25 protein-coding genes are annotated in these 23,018 nt (G+C 63.0%); 18 read left to right on the top strand and 7 right to left on the bottom strand.

Features of this window, described 5'->3' with window-relative positions; translation table 11 throughout:
* Nucleotides 1-83 precede the first annotated feature (83 nt).
* Together C1A13_RS12335 and ychF are read right to left on the bottom strand one after the other, a co-directional pair.
* A complete protein-coding gene (locus C1A13_RS12335; RefSeq protein WP_101552440.1) occupies nt 84-767 on the bottom strand; it encodes a hypothetical protein in 684 nt (227 codons plus the stop codon).
* Nucleotides 767-1,864 (bottom strand): redox-regulated ATPase YchF, encoded by a 1,098-nt coding sequence (gene ychF / locus C1A13_RS12330; protein WP_101552438.1) that lies wholly within the window; start codon nt 1,862-1,864, stop codon nt 767-769. Before ychF ends, C1A13_RS12335 begins: the two co-directional genes overlap by 1 nt.
* 292 nt (nt 1,865-2,156) lie before the next feature.
* Between ychF and C1A13_RS15030 the strand changes: the two genes are divergently transcribed.
* The 6 genes from C1A13_RS15030 (at nt 2,157) to C1A13_RS12300 (ending at nt 9,513) form a co-directional block, all read left to right on the top strand.
* The gene (locus C1A13_RS15030) at nt 2,157-3,371 is read left to right on the top strand and encodes a hypothetical protein (protein WP_207654194.1); all 1,215 of its coding nucleotides are present in this window, start codon (nt 2,157-2,159) and stop codon (nt 3,369-3,371) included.
* Between the two features lie 202 nt (nt 3,372-3,573).
* The gene (locus C1A13_RS12320) at nt 3,574-4,266 is read left to right on the top strand and encodes a response regulator transcription factor (RefSeq protein WP_101552436.1); all 693 of its coding nucleotides are present in this window, start codon (nt 3,574-3,576) and stop codon (nt 4,264-4,266) included.
* 72 nt (nt 4,267-4,338) lie between these two features.
* Entirely contained in the window at nt 4,339-5,778 is a 1,440-nt protein-coding gene (locus C1A13_RS12315) for a sensor histidine kinase (protein WP_101552434.1), read from the top strand.
* Nucleotides 5,779-6,206: 428 nt separating this feature from the next.
* Nucleotides 6,207-7,859 (top strand): S1C family serine protease, encoded by a 1,653-nt coding sequence (locus tag C1A13_RS12310; RefSeq protein ID WP_101552432.1) that lies wholly within the window; start codon nt 6,207-6,209, stop codon nt 7,857-7,859.
* Between the two features lie 204 nt (nt 7,860-8,063).
* The gene (locus tag C1A13_RS12305; RefSeq protein WP_101552430.1) at nt 8,064-8,498 is read left to right on the top strand and encodes a universal stress protein UspA; all 435 of its coding nucleotides are present in this window, start codon (nt 8,064-8,066) and stop codon (nt 8,496-8,498) included.
* Nucleotides 8,499-8,538: 40 nt separating this feature from the next.
* A complete protein-coding gene (locus C1A13_RS12300) occupies nt 8,539-9,513 on the top strand; it encodes an alpha/beta hydrolase (RefSeq protein WP_101552428.1) in 975 nt (324 codons plus the stop codon).
* Nucleotides 9,514-9,572: 59 nt separating this feature from the next.
* On the opposite strand, the gene C1A13_RS12295 is transcribed toward C1A13_RS12300, so the two are convergent.
* Nucleotides 9,573-10,013, bottom strand: a complete 441-nt coding sequence (locus C1A13_RS12295) for a hypothetical protein (protein WP_101552426.1) — start codon at nt 10,011-10,013, stop codon at nt 9,573-9,575.
* Between the two features lie 37 nt (nt 10,014-10,050).
* Nucleotides 10,051-10,980: a cysteine synthase A gene (gene cysK / locus C1A13_RS12290; RefSeq protein ID WP_101552424.1), complete on the bottom strand. Its 930-nt coding sequence runs from the start codon at nt 10,978-10,980 to the stop codon at nt 10,051-10,053.
* Nucleotides 10,981-11,196: 216 nt separating this feature from the next.
* Between cysK and ylxM the strand changes: the two genes are divergently transcribed.
* From ylxM to C1A13_RS12230, 12 genes are all read left to right on the top strand, one after another.
* Nucleotides 11,197-11,562, top strand: coding sequence for a YlxM family DNA-binding protein (ylxM, locus tag C1A13_RS12285; RefSeq protein WP_172439274.1), 366 nt, complete (start codon nt 11,197-11,199; stop codon nt 11,560-11,562).
* A gap of 36 nt (nt 11,563-11,598) precedes the next feature.
* The gene (gene ffh / locus C1A13_RS12280; RefSeq protein WP_101552422.1) at nt 11,599-12,975 is read left to right on the top strand and encodes a signal recognition particle protein; all 1,377 of its coding nucleotides are present in this window, start codon (nt 11,599-11,601) and stop codon (nt 12,973-12,975) included.
* Nucleotides 12,976-13,045: 70 nt separating this feature from the next.
* Nucleotides 13,046-13,288: a 30S ribosomal protein S16 gene (gene rpsP, locus C1A13_RS12275; RefSeq protein ID WP_006873857.1), complete on the top strand. Its 243-nt coding sequence runs from the start codon at nt 13,046-13,048 to the stop codon at nt 13,286-13,288.
* Nucleotides 13,289-13,311: 23 nt separating this feature from the next.
* Nucleotides 13,312-13,545: a KH domain-containing protein gene (locus tag C1A13_RS12270; protein WP_101552420.1), complete on the top strand. Its 234-nt coding sequence runs from the start codon at nt 13,312-13,314 to the stop codon at nt 13,543-13,545.
* 68 nt (nt 13,546-13,613) lie between these two features.
* The gene (gene rimM / locus C1A13_RS12265) at nt 13,614-14,123 is read left to right on the top strand and encodes a ribosome maturation factor RimM (protein ID WP_101552418.1); all 510 of its coding nucleotides are present in this window, start codon (nt 13,614-13,616) and stop codon (nt 14,121-14,123) included.
* Nucleotides 14,119-14,856: a tRNA (guanosine(37)-N1)-methyltransferase TrmD gene (gene trmD / locus C1A13_RS12260; protein WP_172439320.1), complete on the top strand. Its 738-nt coding sequence runs from the start codon at nt 14,119-14,121 to the stop codon at nt 14,854-14,856. Before rimM ends, trmD begins: the two co-directional genes overlap by 5 nt.
* Before the next feature lie 1,042 nt (nt 14,857-15,898).
* Nucleotides 15,899-16,642, top strand: a complete 744-nt coding sequence (locus C1A13_RS12255; RefSeq protein WP_101552414.1) for a DUF554 domain-containing protein — start codon at nt 15,899-15,901, stop codon at nt 16,640-16,642.
* 223 nt (nt 16,643-16,865) lie between these two features.
* The gene (locus C1A13_RS12250; protein ID WP_101552412.1) at nt 16,866-17,129 is read left to right on the top strand and encodes an HPr family phosphocarrier protein; all 264 of its coding nucleotides are present in this window, start codon (nt 16,866-16,868) and stop codon (nt 17,127-17,129) included.
* 97 nt (nt 17,130-17,226) lie between these two features.
* Nucleotides 17,227-19,062: an excinuclease ABC subunit UvrC gene (gene uvrC, locus C1A13_RS12245; protein ID WP_101552410.1), complete on the top strand. Its 1,836-nt coding sequence runs from the start codon at nt 17,227-17,229 to the stop codon at nt 19,060-19,062.
* A 486-nt stretch (nt 19,063-19,548) separates the two neighbouring features.
* Nucleotides 19,549-20,097, top strand: coding sequence for a 16S rRNA (guanine(966)-N(2))-methyltransferase RsmD (rsmD, locus tag C1A13_RS12240; RefSeq protein ID WP_101552408.1), 549 nt, complete (start codon nt 19,549-19,551; stop codon nt 20,095-20,097).
* 3 nt (nt 20,098-20,100) lie between these two features.
* Nucleotides 20,101-20,613, top strand: coding sequence for a pantetheine-phosphate adenylyltransferase (gene coaD, locus C1A13_RS12235; protein WP_101552405.1), 513 nt, complete (start codon nt 20,101-20,103; stop codon nt 20,611-20,613).
* Nucleotides 20,614-20,635: 22 nt separating this feature from the next.
* Nucleotides 20,636-21,091, top strand: a complete 456-nt coding sequence (locus C1A13_RS12230; protein ID WP_101552404.1) for an ATPase — start codon at nt 20,636-20,638, stop codon at nt 21,089-21,091.
* Between the two features lie 54 nt (nt 21,092-21,145).
* Here C1A13_RS12230 and C1A13_RS12225 read toward each other — a convergent pair whose 3' ends face one another.
* The 3 genes from C1A13_RS12225 to C1A13_RS12215 form a co-directional block, all read right to left on the bottom strand.
* Nucleotides 21,146-21,625, bottom strand: coding sequence for a VOC family protein (locus C1A13_RS12225; RefSeq protein ID WP_101552401.1), 480 nt, complete (start codon nt 21,623-21,625; stop codon nt 21,146-21,148).
* Nucleotides 21,622-21,900 (bottom strand): DUF3795 domain-containing protein, encoded by a 279-nt coding sequence (locus C1A13_RS12220; protein ID WP_101552399.1) that lies wholly within the window; start codon nt 21,898-21,900, stop codon nt 21,622-21,624. Before C1A13_RS12220 ends, C1A13_RS12225 begins: the two co-directional genes overlap by 4 nt.
* A 184-nt stretch (nt 21,901-22,084) precedes the next feature.
* The gene (locus tag C1A13_RS12215) at nt 22,085-22,906 is read right to left on the bottom strand and encodes a helix-turn-helix transcriptional regulator (protein ID WP_101552397.1); all 822 of its coding nucleotides are present in this window, start codon (nt 22,904-22,906) and stop codon (nt 22,085-22,087) included.
* Nucleotides 22,907-23,018 lie beyond the last annotated feature (112 nt).

The following is a 23,018-nucleotide window of genomic DNA, read 5'->3' as shown; positions in this document are numbered from 1 at the left end:
AAGCCTTGTCTTAGAGAAATCCTTCTTGTACATTTTCTAACGTAAAAGCTGAGGGGGACAGAGGGCTTTGCCCTCTGTCCCCCTCAGCTTTCCGCGATAACGAAGTCCGCGGTGATCTCCGAGCAGGCGAGCGCCTGCCCGCCGGTATCCGCGAAGCAGCTCAACTGCGCCGCGCGGTAGGTGCCCGGCGGCAACGGCTCGTCGAAGAGGTCGATGGGCAGCGTAATCGTGACGGTCTCACCCCCGTGCAGCACCCGTTCGGCGTTCACGTCGTCGGGGTTTGCCATCAGCCCCGCGCGCGGGGTGAGCGGCACGACGGCGTCCCCCTCCACCCGCCGGAAGTCGAACCAGTGGGTGTAGATGAGGTCGTTTTCCGTCCGGTTGGTGACGACGAGCGCGATCTCGCCGGTCCCAACAGGGTAGCTCTCCCGCTCGGGACGGGCGTCCACGCTGCGTTCCCCGGCGGGGAGCGCGGCGGCTTCGGGAAGCGGGGCGGTATTTTCCGGTTCGCCGGATTCGGACTCGGCGGACCCGGCCTCGGAAGCCGCGGAGGATTCCGCGGGGACCGCTTCCGCCCGGGAGGGGACCCCGTCGGCGGGGGATGCGCTTTCCGGGGCGGGCGCGCCGCCGGGCAGGCCGACCACGCCCAGGACGAAGTCGTTCTGCGCCTCGGGCAGGAAGGCGGCGCGCTCCGGGTGCGGCCGCAGGAACAAAAAGAGCAGCGCGGCGAGCGCGAGCGCGCCGCACAGGACCAGCGCCCGCTTCATCAGACGTTGAAGCGGAAGAGGACGACGTCGCCGTCCTGCATGACGTATTCCTTGCCCTCCGAGCGGACAAGGCCCTTCTCCTTGGCGGCGGCCATCGAGCCGCAGGCGATGAGGTCGTCGTACGCGACGACCTCGGCGCGGATGAAGCCCTTTTCAAAATCGGAATGGATCTTCCCGGCGGCCTGCGGGGCCTTAGTGCCGCGCGTGATCGTCCACGCGCGCACCTCCTGCTTGCCGGCGGTGAGGTAGGAGATCAGCCCGAGCAGGGCGTAGCTCTTTTTGATGAGGCGGTCGAGGCCCGACTCATGCAGCCCCATCTCCTCGAGGAAGAGCAGCTTGTCCTCGGCGGACATGTCGGCGATCTCCTCCTCGATCCGGGCGCAGATGGGCAGCACCTCGGCGTGCTCCGCCGCCGCGATCTCCTCCACCTCATGGTAAAAACGGTTCTGTTCGATGCCGCCGGTAAAATCCGCCTCGCTCATGTTGGCGGCGTAGATGACCGGCTTGTCGGAGAGCAGCGGCATGTCCTCGAGCGCGGCGCGCTCCTCTGCGTCGCACACGAAGCTGCGGGCGGATTTCCCCTCCTCGAGGTGGGCCTTGAGCCGTCCCAGCACGTCTGCCTGCGCGGCGAGCGTTTTGTCGCCGCCCTTGGCGGCCTTGAGGGCGCGGTCGATCTTGCGGTCGACGATGTCGATGTCAGAAAAGATGAGCTCGAGATTGATCGTCTCGATATCCCGCCGGGGGCCGATCTCCCCGTCGACATGGATGATCTCGTTGTCCTCGAAGCAGCGCACCACATGCACGATCGCGTCCACCTCGCGGATGTGGGAAAGGAACTTGTTGCCCAGCCCCTCCCCCTTGGACGCGCCGCGCACCAGCCCGGCGATATCGACGAATTCGATGACGGCGGGGGTGTATTTGTCCGGGTCGTACATTTTGGCGAGCACGTCGAGGCGCTCGTCCGGCACGGTGACCATGCCGACGTTCGGCTCGATGGTGCAGAAGGGATAGTTCGCGGACTGCGCGCCCGCGTTGGTGATCGCGTTGAACAGGGTGGACTTGCCGACGTTCGGCAGCCCGACGATTCCTAATTTCATGGCTGATTCCTCCGATCTTACAACTGCTCATTATACAGGAAAAACGCGCGGCGCGCAAGCGGTTTCGCCCGGCTGTGGGCGACGGATATTCATGCAAAAAACGTATATGAAAAAACCGGAGCCAAAAAGATGCACAAAGAAAACCGCAAAAACACCCCCAAAAAGCCGGGTTGACAGGACGAACGGACGGCGGCTATACTATTGTTTGGATAGCCGCTCACATTTTTGTGTAAAATGACGGTTGGATTATCCGGTGTGTATAATGATGAATAAGTATGAGGAGGCAACCAGAATGAAAAAACTGTTGGCGCTGGTCCTCGCGCTCGCGCTGGCCCTGCCGCTCGGCGTGACCGCCTTTGCGGCGGACGCGGAGAAGGTCGATCTTTCGATCCCCGACCTTGACGCAGGCGTCCTTTACGACGGCGACGGAAATCGTTATGACCCGGAGGACCTGATTCCGCCGGACAGCACCGTCTATCTGCCCTTCCGCATCTTCGCCGGGGAGAACCCGGACGACCCCGACGAGGTCGGGGCGTGGTACGGTGACAGGGACAACTACAAGGTGAAGTTCGACAAGGGCGACAACAACGCCAAAATGATCAAAAAAATCAGCTTTGTGGAGAAGAAATTCGAGGTCCGCGGCTGGCGCTGCCACGCGCTCAAAATCGAGCTCGCGCAGGATTTCAGCGGCGACGAGTTCAAGCTGACGCCGTCGGTCACCTTTACGGCCAAGCGCTATCTGGTCGACTCCATATCGGCTGAAGACGGGGAGCCCGGAAACGGCGTAAAGGGCCACTACGGTTTTGACACGCTGGAGGAGCTCAACGGGGCTTCCGAAGGGGACGTGGCTTTTAAGGACCTCGCGCAGGGGGTCTACGCGCCGGGCTCCAAAATGACGATGGGCCTGAAATTTTTCATGGGCAACGGCGAACGCAGCGCGGACGCGGATTTCAAGGCGGGCGACGGCGGCGTGGTTGTGAAGCCGCAGAAGAATGAGGACAACGAGATCACCTGGGAGGACGAAAAGGACACGCTGGCGTGGCTCAACTTCACGAGCGACGACGACGCGAAGAAGTTCTTCCCAAAGATGACCACCAAATGGGACGACCAGGAGTACGCGGAATATTTTGCGGACCAGGACGCCTACCTCTTTGATTTTATCGGCAATCCGAAGATCGCTGCGACGAGCCGCGCCTCCCTCAGGCTGCGCATCCCCTTCCTCAATGAGGATGGGGAGCTGTCGGTCGACGAGGATTCGATTGTGGTTTACCAGGTAGTGGACGGCGCGCTTGTGGACATCACCGGCAAGGGGAGGATCCACGAGACGGACGACGGCGACTGGGTCTTTGAGCTGAAGACCCGCGAGCTCGGCACCTACATCATCGCGGAGAAGCCGGCGGCCGCTGAGGAAGCGGTCGAGGCCCCCGCGGAGACGGCGGAGGAAGCCCCCGCGGAGGAGGCGCCCGCGGCTCCCGCCAAGGCGTTCCTCCCCTCCTTTGCGAAATAAGCGGAACCGGGCCGCCGGAAGGGCGGGCGCGTGAGCGCCCGCCCTTCTTTTTTACGGATGCGCGCGCGGCGGGCGTTTCTTTGCAGTTTGGACAATCCCCATTCAAAAAATATTCACCAAAACGGGTGATTTTCCGCTATAATTGTGATATGATAAAGCAAATAATCTGCCTGTTGCGGCGGGCAGAATGGGGGTACCAGACATGTCAATCGGGAAAATCCTGGTCTGCGACGATGATCGCAATATCTGCGAGCTGCTCCGGCTCTATCTCGAGAAGGAGGGCTACGCGGTCGTGATCGCCAACGACGGGGAAGAGGCGCTCGCAAAATTCTCTTCTGAAAATCCCGATCTCATGCTGCTGGACATCATGATGCCCAAGCTGGACGGCTGGCAGGTCTGCCGGGAGGTCCGCAAAAAATCCAACATGCCGATCATCATGATCACCGCCAAGGGGGAGACGTTCGACAAGGTGCTCGGGCTCGAGCTCGGGTCGGACGACTATGTGGTCAAGCCCTTCGACCCCAAGGAGATCGTCGCGCGCATCAAGGCGATCATGCGGCGCACCGGCAAAACGGCCGCGGAGGCGGACGTCAAGGAGGTCAGCTACGACAAGCTGGTCGTGAATATGACCAAATACGAGCTCAAGGTGGACGGCAAGGTGATCGACACGCCGCCCAAGGAGCTCGAGCTGCTCTACCACCTGGCGAGCAATCCCAACCGCGTCTACACCCGCGACCAGCTGCTGGACGAGGTGTGGGGCTTCGAGTACTACGGCGACAGCCGCACGGTCGACGTGCACATCAAGCGCCTGCGTGAAAAGCTCGAGGGCGTCTCAGACCAGTGGACCCTCAAAACCGTGTGGGGAGTCGGCTACAAATTCGAGGTCAAGGAATAACCTGTTGATCACGCGGGGCGGGCGGCAAGCCCGCCCTTTTTCGCATCAAACAATCAGAAAAGTGGGTCGGGTATGCAAAAAACGCTCTTCAGTAAACACTTCATCACCATCGCCGCGATCATCCTTTTGAGCATCACGATTCTGGGCGCGGTGCTGCTGGCGTTCGCCAGCCAGTACTTCAAGCAGGACCGTTACCGTCTGCTTGAGCACAACGCCCAGCAGGCGGCCGAGCTCACCTACGCGGACTTCCGCTCCAACCTCTACCAGGGGGTGACCCCGGCGGTCGTGCTGCCGCGCTACACCATCCTCGCGGACGCGATCGAGGCCGATATCTACCTTGCCAACACCGACGGCAAGCTGCTGCTCTTCGTGAGCGGCTCCCATTCGGATTACAACGAGGTGGACATCCCGAAGAACATCATCTCCGAGGCGTGCGCCGCGGGCGAATACCAGGAGGTCGGCAAGGTCGGGGGGCTCTACTCCCAGAACCACTATACGGTGGGCATCCCCGTCAAGACCGAGAGCGGCGTCCCGGCGGCGGTCATCTTCGCGTCCGCCTCCGCGGGCACGCTGACCGTCTTCCTCAAGGAAATCCTCAAGATGTTCATCATCAGCTCGCTCGCCGTGCTGATCCTCGCGTTCGCGGCGGTCTATTTCATCACCGCCGACCTCGTGCGCCCGCTGCGCAAGATGGTCGCCGCGACCCAGAGCTTCTCCAAGGGGGATTTCACCGTGCGGGTGCCGGTGGAGAGCTACGACGAGATCGGGCAGCTCGCGATCTCCTTCAACAATATGGCCACCTCGCTGGCCACCACCGAGGTGGCGCGCCGCTCCTTCACCGCCAACGTCTCCCATGAGCTGCGCACGCCGATGACGACCATCGCGGGCTTTATCGACGGCATCCTCGACGGCACCATCCCGCCCGAAAAGCGGGACGACTACCTCAAAATCGTCTCGGAAGAGATCAAGCGGCTCTCGCGGCTCGTGCGCTCGATGCTCAACATCGCCCGCATCGAGGCGGGCGAACTGGAGCTGAGGCCCGACCTCTTCGACGTGAACGACACGGTCATCCGCACCGTCTTTACCTTTGAGCAGCCGCTCGAGGCGAAGAACATCGAGGTGCGCGGCCTCGACGGCGGCAAGGTCATGGTCGAGGCCGACCCCGACCTCATCCATCAGGTGGTCTACAACCTCATCGAAAACGCCGTCAAATTCTGCAACGAGGGCGGCTTTATCGACGTGAACTACTCGGAGGACGACAGCTATACCTCCGTCGGCATCCGCAACACCGGCGACGGCATCCCCAAGGACGAGATTCCCCACATCTTCGACCGCTTCTACAAGGCCGACAAGTCCCGCAGCCGCGACAAGGGCGGCGCCGGACTCGGGCTTCACATCGTCCGCTCGATCGTCAACCTGCACGGCGGCGACATCATCGTCCGCTCGGTCGAGGGCGAATACTGCGAGTTCGTCTTCACCATCCCCAAGCCCCATAAGAGCAAAAAGAACTGACCGGGGGGCTTTGAAAAGCCCCCCGGACCCCGAAACTTTTGATTCAATCAAGCCGTCGCGCCCCACGGTTTCGCGCCGCCCGTGCGGCGGAGTTCCCCTGGCCCGGCGGCACGGGCAGAGGCGGCAGTGAGGAGGGGTGGCCGGCCTGATAAAAGTTTTCGGGTCCCGGGGACTTTATCCGCCCGTGCGGCAGAGTTCCCCTGGCCCGGCGGCACGGGCAGAGGCGGCGGTGGGGAAGGGTGGCCGGCCTGATAAAAGTTTTCGGGTCCCGGGGACTTTTTCAAAAGTCCCCGGGTTCACAAATTCTTCAACAGATATGAATAATTCTTTTAAATCTCATCTATTTTATTGCAACAAATCTGCGGTATACTAACGCCAGAAGAACAAAAAAAGGACGCCTCCACAGGCGGAATCCAACCGTGAAAGGTATGAGATATATGAGCGATTATTACAATCCGAACGAAAATCCGCACGAGAAGGAAAACGGTTCGGCGGAGAGCGGTCCGGCTGGCGGGCAGCATGTGTGGAACGTGCCTCCGCAGAACGAGGGGCAGGGCTACCGCCCTCCCTATGAGCGCGGCGCCGCGGGGACGGAGGAGAGCGGGCGGCAGGAGCCGCCGCAGGACCTGACCCCCAACCAGTATTCGGCGAGCGGCGGCTGGCAGCGTCCCGACGGGCGCAGCGCGCAGCGCCGGGACGCCTACCAGTGGAACATCTCCGACTACGAGCAGGCGGCCAAGGCCAAGCCGCGCCGCCGCAACAAGGGCCTGATGGTCTTCGGGATCATTCTGGCGTCGGTGCTGGTGGTGTCGCTGGTGTCGCTGACGAGCATCGGGATCTACAGCAGCATGAGGAAGGACGCGGGCGCTCCGCCCGCGTCGGACAACGGCCCGACGCTGAACGTTCCGGCCGACGACCTGCCGGGCATCACGCTGCAGGATAAGCCGCAGTCGGCCGGGGAATCGCTGCCGGGCGGCAAGCTGTCGAGCGAGGAGATCATCGAAAAGGTCTCCCCCTCCGTCGTGGCGATCACCACCTACGTGAACTACCAGAACTACCAGGCCGAGGGCATGGGCAGCGGGATCATCATCCGCGAGGACGGCTACATCGTGACCAACGCGCATGTGGTCGAGGGCGCGAAGGGGATCACCGTGCAGTTGGGCGACGGCACCTCCTATGAGGGGCGGCTGGTCGGCTCGGACAGCAAGACCGACCTCGCGGTCGTCAAGGTCGACGCCGAGAACCTGCCCGCGGCGACCTTCGGCAACTCCGACCAGGTCAAGATGGGCGAAAAGGTGCTTGCGATCGGCAACCCGCAGTCGATGGACTTCGCGGGCAGCGTGACGCAGGGCATCGTCTCGGGGCTCAACCGCCAGATCACGGCGGGCGGCCAGAACGGCACCACCGTGACCCACTACACCAACCTCATCCAGACCGACGCGGCGATCAACCCGGGCAACTCGGGCGGCGCGCTGGTCAATGAATACGGCCAGGTCATCGGCATCAACTCCGCAAAGGTCATCGCGACCGGCGCCGAGGGCATGGGCTTTGCGATTCCCTCCAACGAGGTCAAGCCGATTGTCGACGACCTGATCGCCTACGGACGCGTCACCGGACGGGTCCGTCTGGGCATCTACGCGACCGAGGTCGACGAGGTGCTCGCGCGCCTCAACCACGTGCCCACCGGCCTCTTCGTGCAGTCGACCGAGGAGGGCTCCGACATCTCCAAAAAGGGCGTCGTCCCGGGCGACATCATCACCAAGGTGAACGGCAAGGACATCACCGGCACGCAGGACCTTTCGGCGGAGATCGAGGGCAAAAAGCCGGGCGACACCGTCGAGCTTGAGGTCTACCGCCCGAGCCAGCGCCCCAACGCGGAGGGGAAATTCTTCACCGTCACCGTCGCGCTGATGGAGGACCTGGGGGACAGCGTTTCAACGCAGGGCGGCGTCCAGGACCCGTCGGACGCCTACGGGCAGAACCCCTACGGCAACGGCCAGAACCCCTATGGGAACGGCTATGACGATTACGGCGACAGCTACGACGAATTCGAGGACTTCTTCAACCAGTTCTTCGGCTGACGGTCCGCGCGGACCGGCCGGCCGCGGCCTCCTTTCCTGTACCGCGCCCCGCCTTGCGGGGCGCGGTTTTTGTCGGTATCGGACGGGCGGCGGTTTTTTATAAAAATCGGGTTCTTTATCATAATTTGTTTACAATTTTGTTGTATACTGATTGGGAAGAAAACATTCCGCCGTCCCCGGCGGATCCGGATAGAGGAGGGCGTCATGAATCAGACGCAGCCGAATGTCTATAATACCCTTGTGCTGGTCACCGACCAGTTCACCTGCGAGCGGATCATCAAGGCCGCGCGCGTGATCGCGGACCTGAGCAAGACCGATCTCACGGTGCTCAGCGTCATGAAGACGGGCGCGCAGATCAACCCCGCGGCGCTCGAACACCTCTTCGGCGTCGCCAAGGAATACGGCGCCAAAATGACGGTGGAATTTTCCAACAACCCGCAGAGCGCGATCGTCCATTCGATCCGGGAGAACCGGGTGATCAACGCGGTCACCGGCATGCCGCGGGACGAGAGCTCGATCCTCGTGCGGATGTGGAAGACGCTTCAGAACGTCACCTTCTTCACCGTCAACGAGAAGGGGGAGCTGCACGAGGTGGTCGACCGCGAATTCGCGGCGGCCATTGAGATCGGCGCGCGATGAATCGGACGGCAGGACGCCTGCCGCGGGAGGAACGAACAAGATGAACATCACTGTCAGGCAGATCGAATTCAGGAGCACCAACGGCACCGACACCATCTTTGGATGGATTTATATCCCGGCGGGCCCGGTGCGCGCCGCCGTGCAGATTTCCCACGGCATGGTCGAGCACATGGGCCGCTACCACGAGTTCATGCGCTGGCTCGCGCAGCAGGGGTACGCGGCGTGCGGCGTCGACCACCTCGGCCACGGCCGCTCGGCGCGGGACGACGGGCACCTCGGCTATTTCGCCGAGCAGGACGGCTGGAAGCGGCTGGTCGACGACCAGCACAAGTTCAACAAGATCATCCGCAGCGAGGTCCCCGGCGCGCCCGTCGTGCTGCTCGGGCACAGCATGGGCTCCTTCGTCGCCCGCCTCTACGCCGCGAAATACCCCCGGACGATCGTCGGGCTCGTGCTCTGCGGCACCGCGCGCGCGGGCGTGCGGGTCGACTTCGGGCGCAGGCTCGCCGCCCGTTCGATCAAAAAGAACGGCGAGCTCTACCGCGACCACGACCTCCAGCACCTCGTCTTCGGGCACTATAACGACCGCTGCATCCCCGCCGTCACCGGCTACGAGTGGCTCAGCCGCAACACCGCGCTCGTCGAGCGGTACGCCGACGATCCGCGCTGCGGGTACCTGCTCACCGTCTCGGGCATGGCCGACATGTTCACGCTGCTCAAAAAGTGCAACGAGAACGCCTGCTTTGCCGGCGTCGACAGGCAGACCCCCATCTATATCGTCGCCGGCACGATGGACCCGGTGGGCGAGTACGGCAGGGGCCCCACGCAGGTGTACGACCGCTATGTGAAGGCGGGGGTCGCCGACGTGGAGCTGGTGCTCTACGAGGGGGCGCGCCACGAGGTGCTCGGGGAGCAGGGCCGCGAGCAGATCTGGCAGGAGCTGCTCGGCTGGCTGGACGACCACTTCGTCCCCGCCCCGGAGGAAGAGGAGGAGCCGGACGACACGGAGACCTGATGAAAACCAAAAGCCCCCGGCGCTTTCGCGCCGGGGGCTTTTTCCGTCCCGACGAAGGGTCAGGACTTCTGGTTGCGGATGGACATCTGCTCGACGACCTCGGCAAAGAAGAGGAAGAGGAAGCAGACGGCAACGAGGCAGACGAGCGGCAGGACCATGCCGATCAGCGAATAGAAGAGGGAGAGGTTGAGGGAGGACATGCTCTGGTTGGTCTGCCCGAGCGCAATCATCAGGTCGAGCTGGGACTTCTGGGTGAAATAGCTCGAGAGGGTGAGGATGAGCTGGCTGAGCAGGTAGACCGCGGTCACGACCAGCCCGCCGATGTGCAGGCGGTAGAGGGTGTTCGCCGTCCGGTGGGTATAGCGGGCGGCCTTTTTCGGTTTGTCCGCGGGGATGGGGCCGGCGGATTCCGGCGCGGCCTCCTCCGGAGCGGCGGGCTGCGCCTGCTCCACCGGCGCCTCGGTCTCTTCCTGTGGGAGTTTGTTTTCCTGTTCGTTCATCATGCTTCCTCCGTTTATCAGAAAATTTTATGGTTCCTTACGCTTCGTACAGCCCCGACGAGAGGTAGCGTTCCCCCGTGTCGGGGCAGACGGCGACGATCAGCCTGCCCGCGTTTTCCTCCCGGGCGGCGATCTTCGCGGCGGCGGCGATCGCCGCGCCCGACGAGACGCCCACGAGCAGGCCGTCCTGCCTGGCGACGGCGCGGCAGGCCTCGAACGCCTCCCCGGTCGTGACGGTCGCGATTTCGTCGAGCACCGAACGGTCGAGGTTTGCGGGGACGAGGTTGGCGCCGATGCCCTGGATGCCGTGGGGGCCGGCCCGGCCCTCCGAAACGAGGGGGGATTCGGCCGGTTCCACGCCGACCACTCGGATGTCGGGGTTGTGGCGCTTGAGGGCCCGGCCGACGCCCGAAACGGTGCCGCCGGTGCCGAAGGTCGCGACGAGGATGTCGATCCGGCCGTCGGTGTCCCGCAGGATCTCCTTGGCGGTCGTCGCCTCGTGGATGGCGGGGTTGGCGGGGTTCTCGAACTGCTGGGGGATGAAGGCGGAGGGGAGCTGCGAAGCCAGCTCGGCCGCCTTTTCGATCGCGCCGGTCATCCCCTTCGCGCCCTCGGTGAGCACGAGCTCGGCGCCCAGCGCGGCCAGCAGCGCGCGCCGTTCGCGGCTCATCGTCTCGGGCATCGTGAGGATGAGGCGGTAGCCCCGCGCCGCGCAGACGAACGCCAGCCCGATGCCGGTGTTGCCGCTCGTCGGCTCGATGATCACGGTGCCCTCCTTGACGAGGCCGCGCTTTTCCGCGTCGACGACCATCGCGTAGGCGGCGCGGTCCTTGATCGAGCCGAGGGGGTTAAAATATTCCAGCTTGACGGCGAGCTTCGCGGTCAGTCCCCGCGAGGCGCTGTAGTTGGCCAGGTACATGAGGGGGGTGTTGCCGATCAGCTGGGTGAGATCGTTCTTGATGTTCATGGATCGCTCCCTTCTCCGCGGCGCGCGGCGCCGGGCGGCAGGGCCGCGTGGCGCGGCCCGACAGCTCTATTATACACGATCGCGTGCTCGAATGTTGAACAAAAAGAAAATATTTTGTCGTGTAAAGAAAATCGCCTTGACAGACGGGGGACTGTCCGTTATAATACACAAAGAGGGAACGTGTAAAGCAGATCACTTTACATGATGGGAGGCAGGATGGTGGCTAAAAATCTGGAAATTTCGCTGCTGCTCGATTTTTACGGAGACATGCTCACCGAGAAACAGCGCAATGTCGTGGAGCTCTACTACAACGAGGACCTTTCGCTCTCCGAGATCGCCGCGCACAGCCGGATCACACGCCAGGGCGTGCGGGATTCCATCAAGCGCGCGGAGGGCATCCTGCTCGACCTTGAGGACCGGCTGGGCCTGGCCAAAAAGTTCCGGACCATCCAGGACGGGCTCGACCGGATCGTGCAGAACGCGCAGGAGATCCGCGCCTACAACAGCCGCTTCGGCACCTCCAAGGAGATCACCGACAAGTGCGGCGAGATCATCGAGATCGCCGGCTCAATCAACGAATAACACGCTTTTTACATAGGACTGTCAGGAGGGAACCCCATGCCATTTGAAGGCCTGTCCGACAAGCTTTCCGCCGTCTTCAAAAAGATGCGCAACAAGGGGAGGCTCAAGGAGAGCGACATCAAGGAGGCGATGCGCGAGGTGCGTCTCGCGCTGCTCGAGGCGGACGTCAACTACAAGGTCGCCAAGGAGTTCGTCGCCAACGTCACCGCCAAGGCGGTGGGGGACGAGGTCCTCGAGAGCCTCACGCCCGCGCAGATGGTCGTCAAGATCGTCAACGACGAGCTGACCGCGCTGATGGGCGCGGAAAACGCCCGCCTGAACTTTTCCAGCAAGCCCCCGACGGTCGTCATGATGTGCGGCCTGCAGGGCTCCGGAAAGACCACCCATTCCGCCAAGCTGGCGCTGCACTTTAAAAACCAGGGCAAGCGCCCGCTGCTCGTCGCCTGCGACGTCTACCGCCCGGCTGCGATCGACCAGCTCAAGGTCGTGGGGGAAAAGGCGAACGTCCCCGTCTTTGAGATGGGGCAGGGCGACCCGGTGGAGATCGCCAAAAAGGCGGTCGCCCACGCGAAGGACTACGGCAACGACCTGGTCATCCTCGACACCGCCGGCCGCCTGCACATCGACGAGGAGCTGATGGGGGAGCTCTCCCGCATCAAGGAGACCGTGTCGCCGCAGGAGATCCTGCTCGTCATCGACGCGATGGTCGGCCAGGACGCGGTCAACGTGGCCTCCAAATTCGACGAGACGCTCGGCATCGACGGGGTCATCCTCACCAAGCTCGACGGCGACACCCGCGGCGGCGCGGCGCTTTCGGTGCGCGCGGTGACCGGCAAGCCGATCAAGTTCGCGGGCACGGGAGAAAAGCTCGAGGACCTCGAGCCCTTCTATCCCGACCGCATGGCCTCCCGCATCCTCGGGATGGGGGACGTGCTCACCCTCATCGAGAAGGCGCAGACCGATTTCGACGCCAAGAAGGCGGCCGAGATGGCCGAGCGGCTCAAGCAGAACACCTTTGATTTCAACGACATGCTCGAACAGATGCAGCAGCTCAAAAAGATGGGCCCGCTCTCGAGCGTGATGAATATGCTCCCCGGCGCCGCAGGAAAGATCGGCGACGACGAGGCCGAGCAGGGGGAGAAGGAGCTTCGGAAGGTCGAGGCGATCATCCACTCGATGACCCCCGCCGAGCGGGAAAAGCCCGCGCTCATCAACCCCTCCCGCAAGCGCCGCATCGCGGCGGGCAGCGGCACCGACGTGTCGGACGTCAACCGGGTGCTCCGCCAGAACGAGCAGATGCAGAAGCTCTTCCGGCAGATGTCCGGCGGCGGCAAAAAGAAGGGCAAGCGCCGCAGGAACCCCTTCGCCGGGATGCCCGGCATGGGCGGCGGCATGCCCGGGATGCCGTTTTAAGGCTGTCTCTCCGGGGATTCCCGGCGGACGATAGAAGACAGAAGGTCAATAACCATAGGAGGTGACATACATGGCTGTTAAAATCAGACTGAGAAGGATGGGTGCGAAGAAGGCTCCTTTCTACCGGATCGTGGTTGCGGATTCCCGTTATCCCCGCGACGGCAGGTTCATCGAGGAGATCGGCACCTATGACCCCACCAAGGACCCCTCCGTGATCAAGGTCGACGCGGAAAAGGCGAAGAAATGGCTCTCCAACGGCGCCCAGCCCACGGACACCGTCAAGGCGCTGCTGAAAATCGAAGGCGTGCTCTAATATGGGCGTGGAGGTAAGTCGTTTTGGATAAGCTGATTGTTACCATCGCGCGGGGCCTTGTCGAGGACAAGGACGCCGTCAGCGTCACGGTCGACGAGCCCAACGAGGAGGGTCTGGTCGTGTACCACCTCCACGTTGCCCCCGACGACATGGGGCGCGTCATCGGCAAACAGGGGCGTATCGCCAAGGCGATCCGCACCGTCGTCAGGGCGGCGGCCAACAAGGCTGAAACCAAAGTCGCCGTCGAGATCGACTGATTGAGAACCGGAAAATGGGGGAGCGTGCGCTCCCCCATTTTTACCCTCTTGCAAGCAGGGAGGACGTCATGAAAAAACAATTTCTGGAATGTGGAAAGATCGTCACCACCCACGGGATCAAGGGCGAGGTGAAGGTCCAGCCGTGGTGCGACAGCCCCGATTTCCTGCTGGACTTTGAAACTCTTTTTCTCAGGCGCGGCGAGACCCCGCTCACCGTCGAGCGGGCGCGCGTGCAGAAGAATATGGTGGTGCTGAAAATAGCGGGCGTGGACACGCCGGAGGCCGCGGCGGCGCTGCGAAACCAGGTGCTCTACATCGACCGCGCGGACGCGCCGGTCGGGGAAGGGGAGTACTTTGTACAGGACCTGATCGATTGCGAGGTGTTCGACGCGGATACCGGGCGCAGCTACGGGAAGGTTTACGACGTGCGCCCGACCGGCGCGAACGACGTCTATTACCTGCGGGACGAGGTGGGGAAGGAGCGGCTGGTGCCCGCCATCCCCGACGTGGTGCTCGAGCGGGACGTCGACGCCGGGCGGATCGTCATCCGGCCGCTGGAGGGGCTTTTCGATGATTAAGATCGATCTGGCGACCCTCTTCCCGGACATGTGCGAGACGGTGCTCTCCGAGAGCATCGTCGGCCGCGCCAGAAAAGCGGGCCATCTCGACATCAAGTGCTGGCAGATCCGCGACTACACGGTCGACAAGCACCGCAATGTCGACGACACCCCCTACGGCCCCGGCAAGGGGATGCTGCTCCAGGCAGACCCGATCTACCGCACCTGGGAGGCGGTCTGCGCCGAGCGCGCCTCCCGGCCGCATGTGATCTACCTGTCGCCGCAGGGAAAGACCCTCACCCAGCAGCGGGCGAAGGAGCTCTCCCAGGCGGAGCACCTCTTTGTGCTCTGCGGCCACTACGAGGGGGTCGACCAGCGGGTGCTCGACGAGATCGTCGACGAGGAGATCTCCATCGGGGACTATGTGCTCACCGGCGGGGAGCTCGGCGCGCTCGTACTGATCGACTGCGTGGCGCGGCTCTGCCCCGGCGTGCTCGCCGATGAGAGCTGCTTCACCGAGGAGAGCCACTGGAACGGCCTGCTCGAATACCCGCAATACACCAAGCCCGCCGTCTGGCACGGCGTCGCCGTGCCAGAGATCGTCACGAACGGCAACCACGCCGCCATCGCCCGGTGGCGGCGTGAAATGTCCCTCAAGAACACCTATGAAAAGCGCCCCGAGCTTTTGAAAAACGCACAGCTGAACGAAAAGGACAAGTGGTTCCTGCGTACGCTCGGCTGGGAGGAGCTTTGATTTTTTTGCCGCGCTGCGCCCGGCGGCAGTTTTGGATTTGCCGCGCTGCGCCCGGTGAGCCTTTTACGCGCCCCTCTGGGGCGCTTCAGATGTGCCGCGCTGCGCCCGGCGGGGCGTAGACGGGAATTGCCGCTTTCCAAGCGGCAAGAATGACTTGCGCGTTCCGCCGCGCGGCACGGGTTCCTTTTCGGGCGGACGAAAAGGAACCAAAAGTCCGCCTAAGAACCCTCCGCCGGGTTCTTAGGAATCTCCGGGAGTACCTTGCCATGACCCGCGAACTACCGTCACTCCCCACGGGTACACCAGCTGAGGGCTCAATTCAGGTTGCGGGCGCACCCAACGACCGAGGCCGGATGGCTCGCCAAAACCCGCGGCGGAAAACAACGCCCGTTCCGGGCGTTCGCGCGCCTTGCGTGCGTGCGCGGCGAAGCCGCACAGTTTTCCGCCTCCCTGTGGGCGCTGCGCGCCACGCAAAAGCGGCCGTGCCTCCCCGGGAGCACCCCCGGTACGGTTCCGGATACTCGCTGACAGAGGCATTGCGCCCGCGGCGCGGCGGCTGGCTGGTTGCTATAGGCTCGTTCGCTGATCCGTGACCAGGGCGCCGCCGACTTTGGCCGCAGGCCAACCAGAGGCGGCGTTGGGGTCGCAGGGGCGAAGCCCCTCGTGCCCTTCTTTGGTTCCTTTCTTAGGCAAGCAAGAAAGGAACTCGCTGTCGGTCGACCACCGACAAACTGCGCCGCTCGATGAGCGGAAAATCTAAGCCCACCCCGGGGCGGGACCCGGCAATCCCCGCCGCCGAAGGCGGCACCTATAAAGCGCCCCGAAGGGGCGCGAACAAAAGCCCTCCGCCCGCTGGGCGGAAAAGTCTGAAAGATCGCCGTCGGTCGACCACCGACAAACTCCGCCGCTCGGTGAGCGGCAAATCCAAAGCGGCCGCCGGTGGAAACCGACGAACCGCGCCGCATTCTGAGCGTCAAAACCGAATTCGCGGGGAACCCCGCGCAAACACGGCACATACAATGACAGAAACGAGGCAGAATAGATGGGAACGATAGTCAACGCAATTTCAGTGATCGTGGGCGGCATGATCGGCCTGCTGATCCGCCGCGGCCTCCCCAAAAAGGTGGAGGAGACGGCGATGAAGCTGCTGGGGCTGGCGGTCTTTCTCGTGGGGATCGAAGGGGTCATCACCTCGATGGTCACGGTGGGCGCCGACGGCAAGCTGTCCGCCGACGGGTCGCTCCTGCTGATCGCCAGCATGGTGATCGGCGGGGTGCTCGGGGAACTGTGCGACATCGACGCGGCGCTCGTGCGCGGCGGGAAGGCGATCGAGGCAAAGTTCGGCAGAGAGGGCTTCGCAAAGGGATTCATCAACGCGTCGCTCATCTTCTGTATCGGCGCGATGGCGATCATCGGCGCGCTCAACGACGGCCTCACCGGCGACCCGAGCGTCCTGTTCATCAAATCCGCGCTCGACTTCATCTGTTCGATCATCCTCGGTTCCACATTGGGCTTCGGCGTGGTGTTTGCGTTCATCCCGGTGCTTGCCTACCAGGGCGCGATCACGCTGCTTGCCGGGGTGCTCGCGCCGATCGTCTCCGGCCCGATGCTCAACGCCATCTGCATGGTGGGTTATACAATCGTCATGTGCATCGGCATCAATTTTCTGGAGTTCACAAACATCCGCACCGCCAACCTGCTGCCCGCCCTGCTCGTGCCGGTGGTCTACACGCTGGCCCAGCCGCATGTTGCGCGCTTTTTCGACCAGGTTCGGCAGATGTTTTGAAACCCGGCCGATCTTTCCGGGTATCTTGCTATAATTGTTGAAAACTTTATAGCAAAGTTGCACAATTCCGTGGGAGCGGTAAAGCGGCCGAACTGGGAAAGAAACAGAAAATCCCTGCGATTGGCAAAAGTGGGACAAAAAGCGTTGACGCTTTGGCGCAATGCGCTTATAATAGTAACAACTAATTCAACGCCACATACTTGAGAAATAGGAGAGTATTGAAATGTTTGTGAAAGAAGTCGCCGTTCAGAATCAGGTCGGTTTGCACGCCCGCCCCGCAACATTCTTTATTCAGAAGGCCAACGAGTATAAATCCTCCATCTGGGTTGAGAAGGAGGAGCGCCGCGTCAACGCCAAGAGCCTGCTCGGCGTTCTTTCCCTCGGCATCGTCGGCGGCACCACCATCCGCATCATCGCGGACGGTTCCGACGAGCAGGCCGCCGTTGAGGGGCTTGTCAAGCTGGTCGAGTCCGGCTTCACCGAGTAATCGCACCCACCTGCTGAAAATGCACCGCTCAGAAGCCTGACGGTGCATTTTTTCATTTTATCGGCAAACAATTCCTATTGCGGGAAGGAGGGCTCCCTTGGATAACCCGCGTCTGCCATACCTCGCCGAAAAGGCGCACAAGCTGCCGCTGCGGCCGGGCGTGTACATCATGAAGAACCGCGCGGGCGACATCATCTATATCGGCAAGGCCAAGGCGCTCAAAAACCGCGTGAGCAGCTATTTCCGCGCGGTGGAAAAGCATCTGCCCAAGGTCTATCAGATGGTGAGCCACGTCCACGACTTCGACTATATCGTCACCGACAGCGAATTCGAGGCGCTCGTGCTCGAGTGCAGCATGATCAAGCTGCATTCCCCCAAATATAACATCCTGCTCAAGGACGACAAGGGCTACAGCTACATCAAGGTCTCGAAGGAGTCCTACCCGCGCATCCGGCACGTCTTCCAGCGGGAGGACGACGGCGCGACCTATATCGGGCCGTACATCTCCTCCTTCGTCGTCAACGAGACGGTCGACGAGGTGAACCGCGCCTTCCTGCTGCCCACCTGCACCCGCAGGTTCCCGCAGGAGTTCGGCAAGGGACGCCCCTGCCTCAACTTCCATATCAAGCAGTGCATGGGAGTCTGCCGGGGGCGGGTTTCGCAGGAGGAGTACGCGGAGGTCCTCGAGCAGGCGCTCGAATACATCCGGGGCGGCGGCGCCCAGTCGGTGGAGCTGCTGACCCGGCGGATGAACGAGTGCGCCGAAAAGATGCAGTTCGAGAAGGCCGCGCAGCTGCGCGACCGCATCAAGGCGATCAGCCGGATCAGCGAGTCGCAGAAGGTGGTCTTTTCCAAGGTTGCCAACCAGGACATCATCGCGCTCGCGCGCAGCGAGCAGGACACCTGCGCCGTGGTGCTCAAATTCCGCGGGGAGCGGCTGGTGGACAAGCAGGATTTCCTGCTCGGCGCGGTGGACGACCTCGACGGCGCGCGGCTGGAATTCCTGCTGCGCTACTACACCACCCGCGAGGACATCCCCAAGCGGGTCCAGCTCGACGGGGAGATCGAGGACGTCGACATCGCCGCGCAGCTGCTCTCCGAGCAGGCGGGCCACCGGGTGGAGATCCGGGTGCCCCAGCGGGGCGAGCAGCAGAAGCTCGTGGAAATGGCGCGGGCGAACGCCGCCGAACGGCTGTCGCAGAAGGCGGAGCGCACCGGCCGGGAGGTCGCGGCGCTCGACGAGCTGGCGCGGCTGCTGGGGCTTTCAAAGCCGCCCGCCTACATCGAGGCCTACGACATCTCCAACATCGGCTCGGACACGGTGGTGGGCGGCATGGTCGTCTTTGAGAACGGGCGGCCCAAACGTGCCTGTTACCGCAAGTTTACGATCAAGACGGTGCAGGGCACCGACGACTACGCGAGCATGTCGGAGGTGCTTTCCCGGCGGTTCGGCCGCTATTTCGACGAAACACAGAAGGACGAGGCGTTCGACCGGATGCCCGACCTCATCCTGCTCGACGGCGGAAAGGGGCACGTCTCCACGATCGTGCCGCTGCTCGCCTCGATGGGGGTTTCGGCGCCCGTCTTCGGCATGGTCAAGGACGACCGGCACCGCACCCGCGCGATCGCCGAGTCGGGCGGCGAGATTGCGATCAATTCCCACCGCAGCGCCTTTACCCTCGTGTCGACGATCCAGGACGAGGTGCACCGTTTTTCCATCACCTTTTCCCGTGCGCGGCACCAGAAGTCGGCGTTTGAATCGACCCTCACCCAGTGCGAGGGGATCGGCGAAAAACGCGCGGCGGAGATCTTCCGGCACTTCAAGACGATCAAGGCCATCCGCGCCGCGACCCCGGACCAGCTCGCGGAGGTCAAGGGGGTCTCCAAACCCGCCGCGCGGAAGCTCTACGACTTCCTGCACGCCGAAGATTGACAAACCGCGCAAAACCCCGTATCATGACCAAAGGGAACTTTCGAGAAAGTTCCCTTTGGAAACCCTCAAAGCGTTTGGTTCAGGGTTCACACCCCGCGCCGGGATGATCCGCCGCCCGTGCCTGAAGCGCGGGGTAAGGCGAAGGAAGGTTCCTTTGGAAACCTCAAAGCGTTTGGTTCAGGGTTCACACCCCGCGCCGGGATGATCCGCCGCCCGTGCCTGAAGCGCGGGGTAAGGCGAAGGAAGGTTCCTTTGGAAACCTCAAAGCGTTTGGTTCAGGCTTCACATTCCGCGCCGGGATGATCCGCCGCCCGTGCCTGAAGCGCGGGGTACGGTGAAGGAAGATCCCTTTGGGAACCCTCAAAGCGTTTGGTTCAGGGCTCACACCCCGCGCTTTAGGCACGGGCGGCGGAGGGCTAATTGATAAAAGTTTTCGGGGTCCAGGGGGACTTTTTCAAAAGTCCCCCTGGCAGGAAGGGAATCGATATGAGAGTAATTACCGGAACGGCACGCGGCACGCGGCTGGAAGCCCCGGAGGGGCTTGCGACGCGGCCGACGTCCGATATGGCCAAGGAGGCCATATTCAGCATCCTGCATTTCGAGCTTGCGGAGGCGGTCGTGCTCGACCTCTTCGCGGGGAGCGGGCAGCTCGGCATCGAGGCGCTGTCGCGCGGGGCGAAGCAGTGCGTCTTTGTCGACCGGGAGCGCGCGGCGCAGGAGGTCATCCGCCGCAACCTTGCGGCGGCCAAGCTTGCCGACCGCGCGCGGGTGGCCGCGATGGAGGCGCAGAGCTTCCTGCTCGGCGCCAGGGAACGGTTCGATATCGCCCTGCTCGACCCGCCCTACGGTGAAAACCTCATCCCCGCGGTGCTGCCGAAGCTCGCGGGACTCATGAAGGACACGGGCGTCATCGTCTGCGAGACGGAAAAGAACGAGGAGCTGCCGGAGGCGGCGGGAGAGTTCCTGCTGCACCGGACCTACCGATACGGCAAGACGAAGATCACGACCTACAGAAAACGACAGGAAGAGGAATGACGAATGGAAAGACTGGCGATCTGCCCCGGGAGCTTTGACCCGATCACCAAGGGACATGAGGAGATCATCCGGCGGGCGGCGAGCCTCTTCGACCGGGTGATCGTGGTGGTGAGCGCCAACCCCGACAAGAACCCGATCTTTTCCCTCGACGAGCGGGTGCGTCTCATCCACGCGGTCTGCGTGGACATGCCCAACGTGGAAGTTGACAAGTTCAGCGGTTTACTGATAGACTATGTTCGTAGGAAGTCCGCGGTCGCCATCGTCAAGGGCCTGCGGGCGGTATCCGACTTTGATTATGAGTTCCAGATGGCGCTGACCAACCGCAAGCTGATGCCCCAGGCGGAGACGGTGTTTCTCACGCCGAGCAGCGACAACATGTACCTGAGCTCGAGCATGGTGCGGCAGATCGCCCGCTTCGGCGGCGACGTGAGCAGCTTTGTCCCCTCCATCATCCTGGATACGGTGGTCGAGCGGCTCAAAATCAAATTTCCCGAAACCGAAACAGCTGACGAATAACCGATAAAGGAGTGGATTCCGAATGAATATCGATGAAATTCTGGACGTGATCGACGAACTGCTCGACCGTTCCTGGAGCCTGCCGCTTTCGGGCGGCCGGTGCGTGGTGGACGCCGACAAGGTGCGCGACCTGATCGACGATATCCGCCTGAATATCCCGGCGGAGATCAAGCAGGCCAAGGCGATCGTCTCCGACCGCACCGACATCATCGAAAACGCCAAGAAAGAGGCGGAGCAGATCGTACGCAAGGCGGAGGACCGCGCCCGCACCCTCATCGCGCAGGAGGAGGTCAGCAAGGCGGCGCAGGCCAAGGCGTCGGAAATCCTCTCCCAGGCGCAGCTCAAATCCCGCGAGATCCGTCAGGCGGCGCAGGAGTTTTCCGACAACTGCCTGCTCAAGACCGAGGAGGTCCTCGTCAAATCCCTCACCGAGATCAAGGCGACCCGGCAGGCGTTCCGCAACGCCACCAGCCGGTGATTTCAGATGCAAAAGAGGCCCGGACGCAGCGCGTCCGGGCCTCTTTTTTCGCCGTTATTCCCCGATCGCCTTCTGAATTTTCAGGACGATCTCGAGCGGGAACATGGTGCGTTCCGCCACCTGCTCGGGGCGCATCCCCTGCTTCAAAAAGCGCGCGGCGACGTGGTCCATCGGCTCGCCGACCTCGATGATGTGCCGGTCGGGGTCGTAAAAACATACGCACCGCTGCCCCCAGTTGTGCTCGTGGCAGGGCAGGATGTATTCGATGCCGGGCCATGCCGCGAGCTTTTCGAGGAACCGGTCAAATTCCGGCTCCTCAAAATAGAGCTCCGCGTCGTTGCCGCCGTAGCGGGTCGGAAACCGCTCGGGGTCCAGCCCGCAGATCTCCTGATACTTCACCTGGATGGAGAACCCGCCGTCGAAGGTCACGTTCTCCCCGTAGTCGAGCACGAGCTTCTGCCCGAGCAGGCCGGTGTAAAACCGTTTGGATGCCTCCATGTCCCGGACACAGAGCATCGGTCCGCAAAATTTCATGATACCGCCTCCTTTTCAGCGTCGCGCCAGCAGCGGCACTGTTCGATCCGTTTTCCGTCGTCCCCCTGGCCGGGGTCGTAGGCAAAGCCGGTGAGCAGCGCGCAGGGGAATTCTCCGCAGGTCCCGCAATGCTCCAGCTCCTTTGCCTCACAGCAGGATTTCACCGGGCACGCGTCGCCCCAGAAGGGCTTTTCGATCGCCGGGCAGCCCTTGCAGCCCATCGGCTCCCGGTAATTGCAGGCGCTGCACAGCAGCCCGCATCTCGACTCAATCATGGTTTCAGCCTCCCTCGTATGGTACCGCCCGACCGCGCCGTGACCAAAACGGCAGAGCCGTTTTGTTGGGCCGCAAAGCGGCCCCGCCCGCCCTGCGGCGGGCGGTCACGGCGCGGGGCCGGCGGGCCCGTGCGCCCCGGGAGGGGCGCCGCGGCACGCCGGCGGGGTTTGCTAAAAGCATACTTCAAAATTTGAAAATTTCATTGTAAAAAGCGGACAGGTTCTGCAGGTAGGCGCCCGGGGCGACCCCGCAGATATGCGAAAAATCGTGGATAAAATGGGACTGGTCGTAAAAGCCGGCCTCCTGCGCCAGCGCGGCGAGAGAACCGGAGCCCTGCCGCAGCAGCCGGATGGCGCCGTTGACCCGCACCAGCCGCGCAAAGGTCTTGACATTCATGCCGACCGTCTCCCCGAAGAGGCGGTTGAGGTGTCGCTGACTGTAGCCGCTCTCGGCGGCCAGCTCTCCGACGGGCAGCATCCCCGACGACTCCCGCAGGCGCTGCATCGCGCCCCGCACCGCGCCGGGCAGGGCACGTCCGGAAAACCGGGCGAGCAGCAGACGGTCGGTTTCCTCCGCGAGAGCATCCGCGTCCGCCGCGCGGCCGGCGGCGGCTTCGAGGGCGGCGGCCAGCGCCGCGTCCGCCTCGCCCAGCGTGAACCGGCGGTCGCGCAGCTCCTCCTGCGGGATGCCGGTCAGGGCGCCCAGCGCGCCGGGCAGGAACTCGATGAAGAAGCGCACGGGCGACTCGTTGAAATCCCGCCGCACGACGGCGACTCCGGTGGTCGCGCCCCACGCAAGGGCGCGGGCCTCTCCGTCGAGCGATAGGAGGATACAGCCGCTCGCGTCGGGGATGAGGGCGAGGGTCCCGTCCTCCGGCGGGCCGGACGGGAAGGTGAAGGTGTAGTGCGCCACCCAGGGGCGGAGCAGGGGGTGGGGCGCGAGGTAGAGGTGGTTTTGCGCGCGTGCGATCGCCCGCGCGCTGCAAAGTGAAAATACCCGTTCCATCGCCCGTCCCCCTCTCAAAAGCAGTATCTCCATCATACCCGGAACGGGCGGAAAAGTCCACAGGAAAATAAGAACAAATGTTCTAATTGTACTTGCTTTTTGGCCTGCGGTC

It is taken from the genome of Anaerotruncus massiliensis (ex Togo et al. 2026) (genome assembly GCF_900199635.1).
In the GTDB taxonomy this organism is placed as follows: Bacteria; Bacillota; Clostridia; order Oscillospirales; family Ruminococcaceae; genus Anaerotruncus; species Anaerotruncus massiliensis.
Note: the sequence above shows the minus strand (reverse complement) of the source record. Positions and strands in the feature narration are given on the sequence as shown.

Coding starts and splice junctions, on each gene's coding strand:
- C1A13_RS12215 (WP_101552397.1), bottom strand. CDS start 22,906: ATGGAACGGGTATTTTCACTTTGCAGCGCGCGGGCGATCGCACGCGCG.
- C1A13_RS12300 (WP_101552428.1), top strand. CDS start 8,539: ATGAACATCACTGTCAGGCAGATCGAATTCAGGAGCACCAACGGCACC.
- C1A13_RS12305 (WP_101552430.1), top strand. CDS start 8,064: ATGAATCAGACGCAGCCGAATGTCTATAATACCCTTGTGCTGGTCACC.
- C1A13_RS12250 (WP_101552412.1), top strand. CDS start 16,866: ATGTTTGTGAAAGAAGTCGCCGTTCAGAATCAGGTCGGTTTGCACGCC.
- ychF (WP_101552438.1), bottom strand. CDS start 1,864: ATGAAATTAGGAATCGTCGGGCTGCCGAACGTCGGCAAGTCCACCCTG.
- C1A13_RS12335 (WP_101552440.1), bottom strand. CDS start 767: ATGAAGCGGGCGCTGGTCCTGTGCGGCGCGCTCGCGCTCGCCGCGCTG.
- C1A13_RS12225 (WP_101552401.1), bottom strand. CDS start 21,625: ATGAAATTTTGCGGACCGATGCTCTGTGTCCGGGACATGGAGGCATCC.
- C1A13_RS12230 (WP_101552404.1), top strand. CDS start 20,636: ATGAATATCGATGAAATTCTGGACGTGATCGACGAACTGCTCGACCGT.
- ylxM (WP_172439274.1), top strand. CDS start 11,197: ATGGTGGCTAAAAATCTGGAAATTTCGCTGCTGCTCGATTTTTACGGA.
- rpsP (WP_006873857.1), top strand. CDS start 13,046: ATGGCTGTTAAAATCAGACTGAGAAGGATGGGTGCGAAGAAGGCTCCT.
- rimM (WP_101552418.1), top strand. CDS start 13,614: ATGAAAAAACAATTTCTGGAATGTGGAAAGATCGTCACCACCCACGGG.
- C1A13_RS15030 (WP_207654194.1), top strand. CDS start 2,157: ATGAAAAAACTGTTGGCGCTGGTCCTCGCGCTCGCGCTGGCCCTGCCG.
- C1A13_RS12295 (WP_101552426.1), bottom strand. CDS start 10,013: ATGAACGAACAGGAAAACAAACTCCCACAGGAAGAGACCGAGGCGCCG.
- C1A13_RS12320 (WP_101552436.1), top strand. CDS start 3,574: ATGTCAATCGGGAAAATCCTGGTCTGCGACGATGATCGCAATATCTGC.
- coaD (WP_101552405.1), top strand. CDS start 20,101: ATGGAAAGACTGGCGATCTGCCCCGGGAGCTTTGACCCGATCACCAAG.
- rsmD (WP_101552408.1), top strand. CDS start 19,549: ATGAGAGTAATTACCGGAACGGCACGCGGCACGCGGCTGGAAGCCCCG.
- C1A13_RS12255 (WP_101552414.1), top strand. CDS start 15,899: ATGGGAACGATAGTCAACGCAATTTCAGTGATCGTGGGCGGCATGATC.
- C1A13_RS12220 (WP_101552399.1), bottom strand. CDS start 21,900: ATGATTGAGTCGAGATGCGGGCTGCTGTGCAGCGCCTGCAATTACCGG.
- cysK (WP_101552424.1), bottom strand. CDS start 10,980: ATGAACATCAAGAACGATCTCACCCAGCTGATCGGCAACACCCCCCTC.
- C1A13_RS12310 (WP_101552432.1), top strand. CDS start 6,207: ATGAGATATATGAGCGATTATTACAATCCGAACGAAAATCCGCACGAG.
- ffh (WP_101552422.1), top strand. CDS start 11,599: ATGCCATTTGAAGGCCTGTCCGACAAGCTTTCCGCCGTCTTCAAAAAG.
- C1A13_RS12315 (WP_101552434.1), top strand. CDS start 4,339: ATGCAAAAAACGCTCTTCAGTAAACACTTCATCACCATCGCCGCGATC.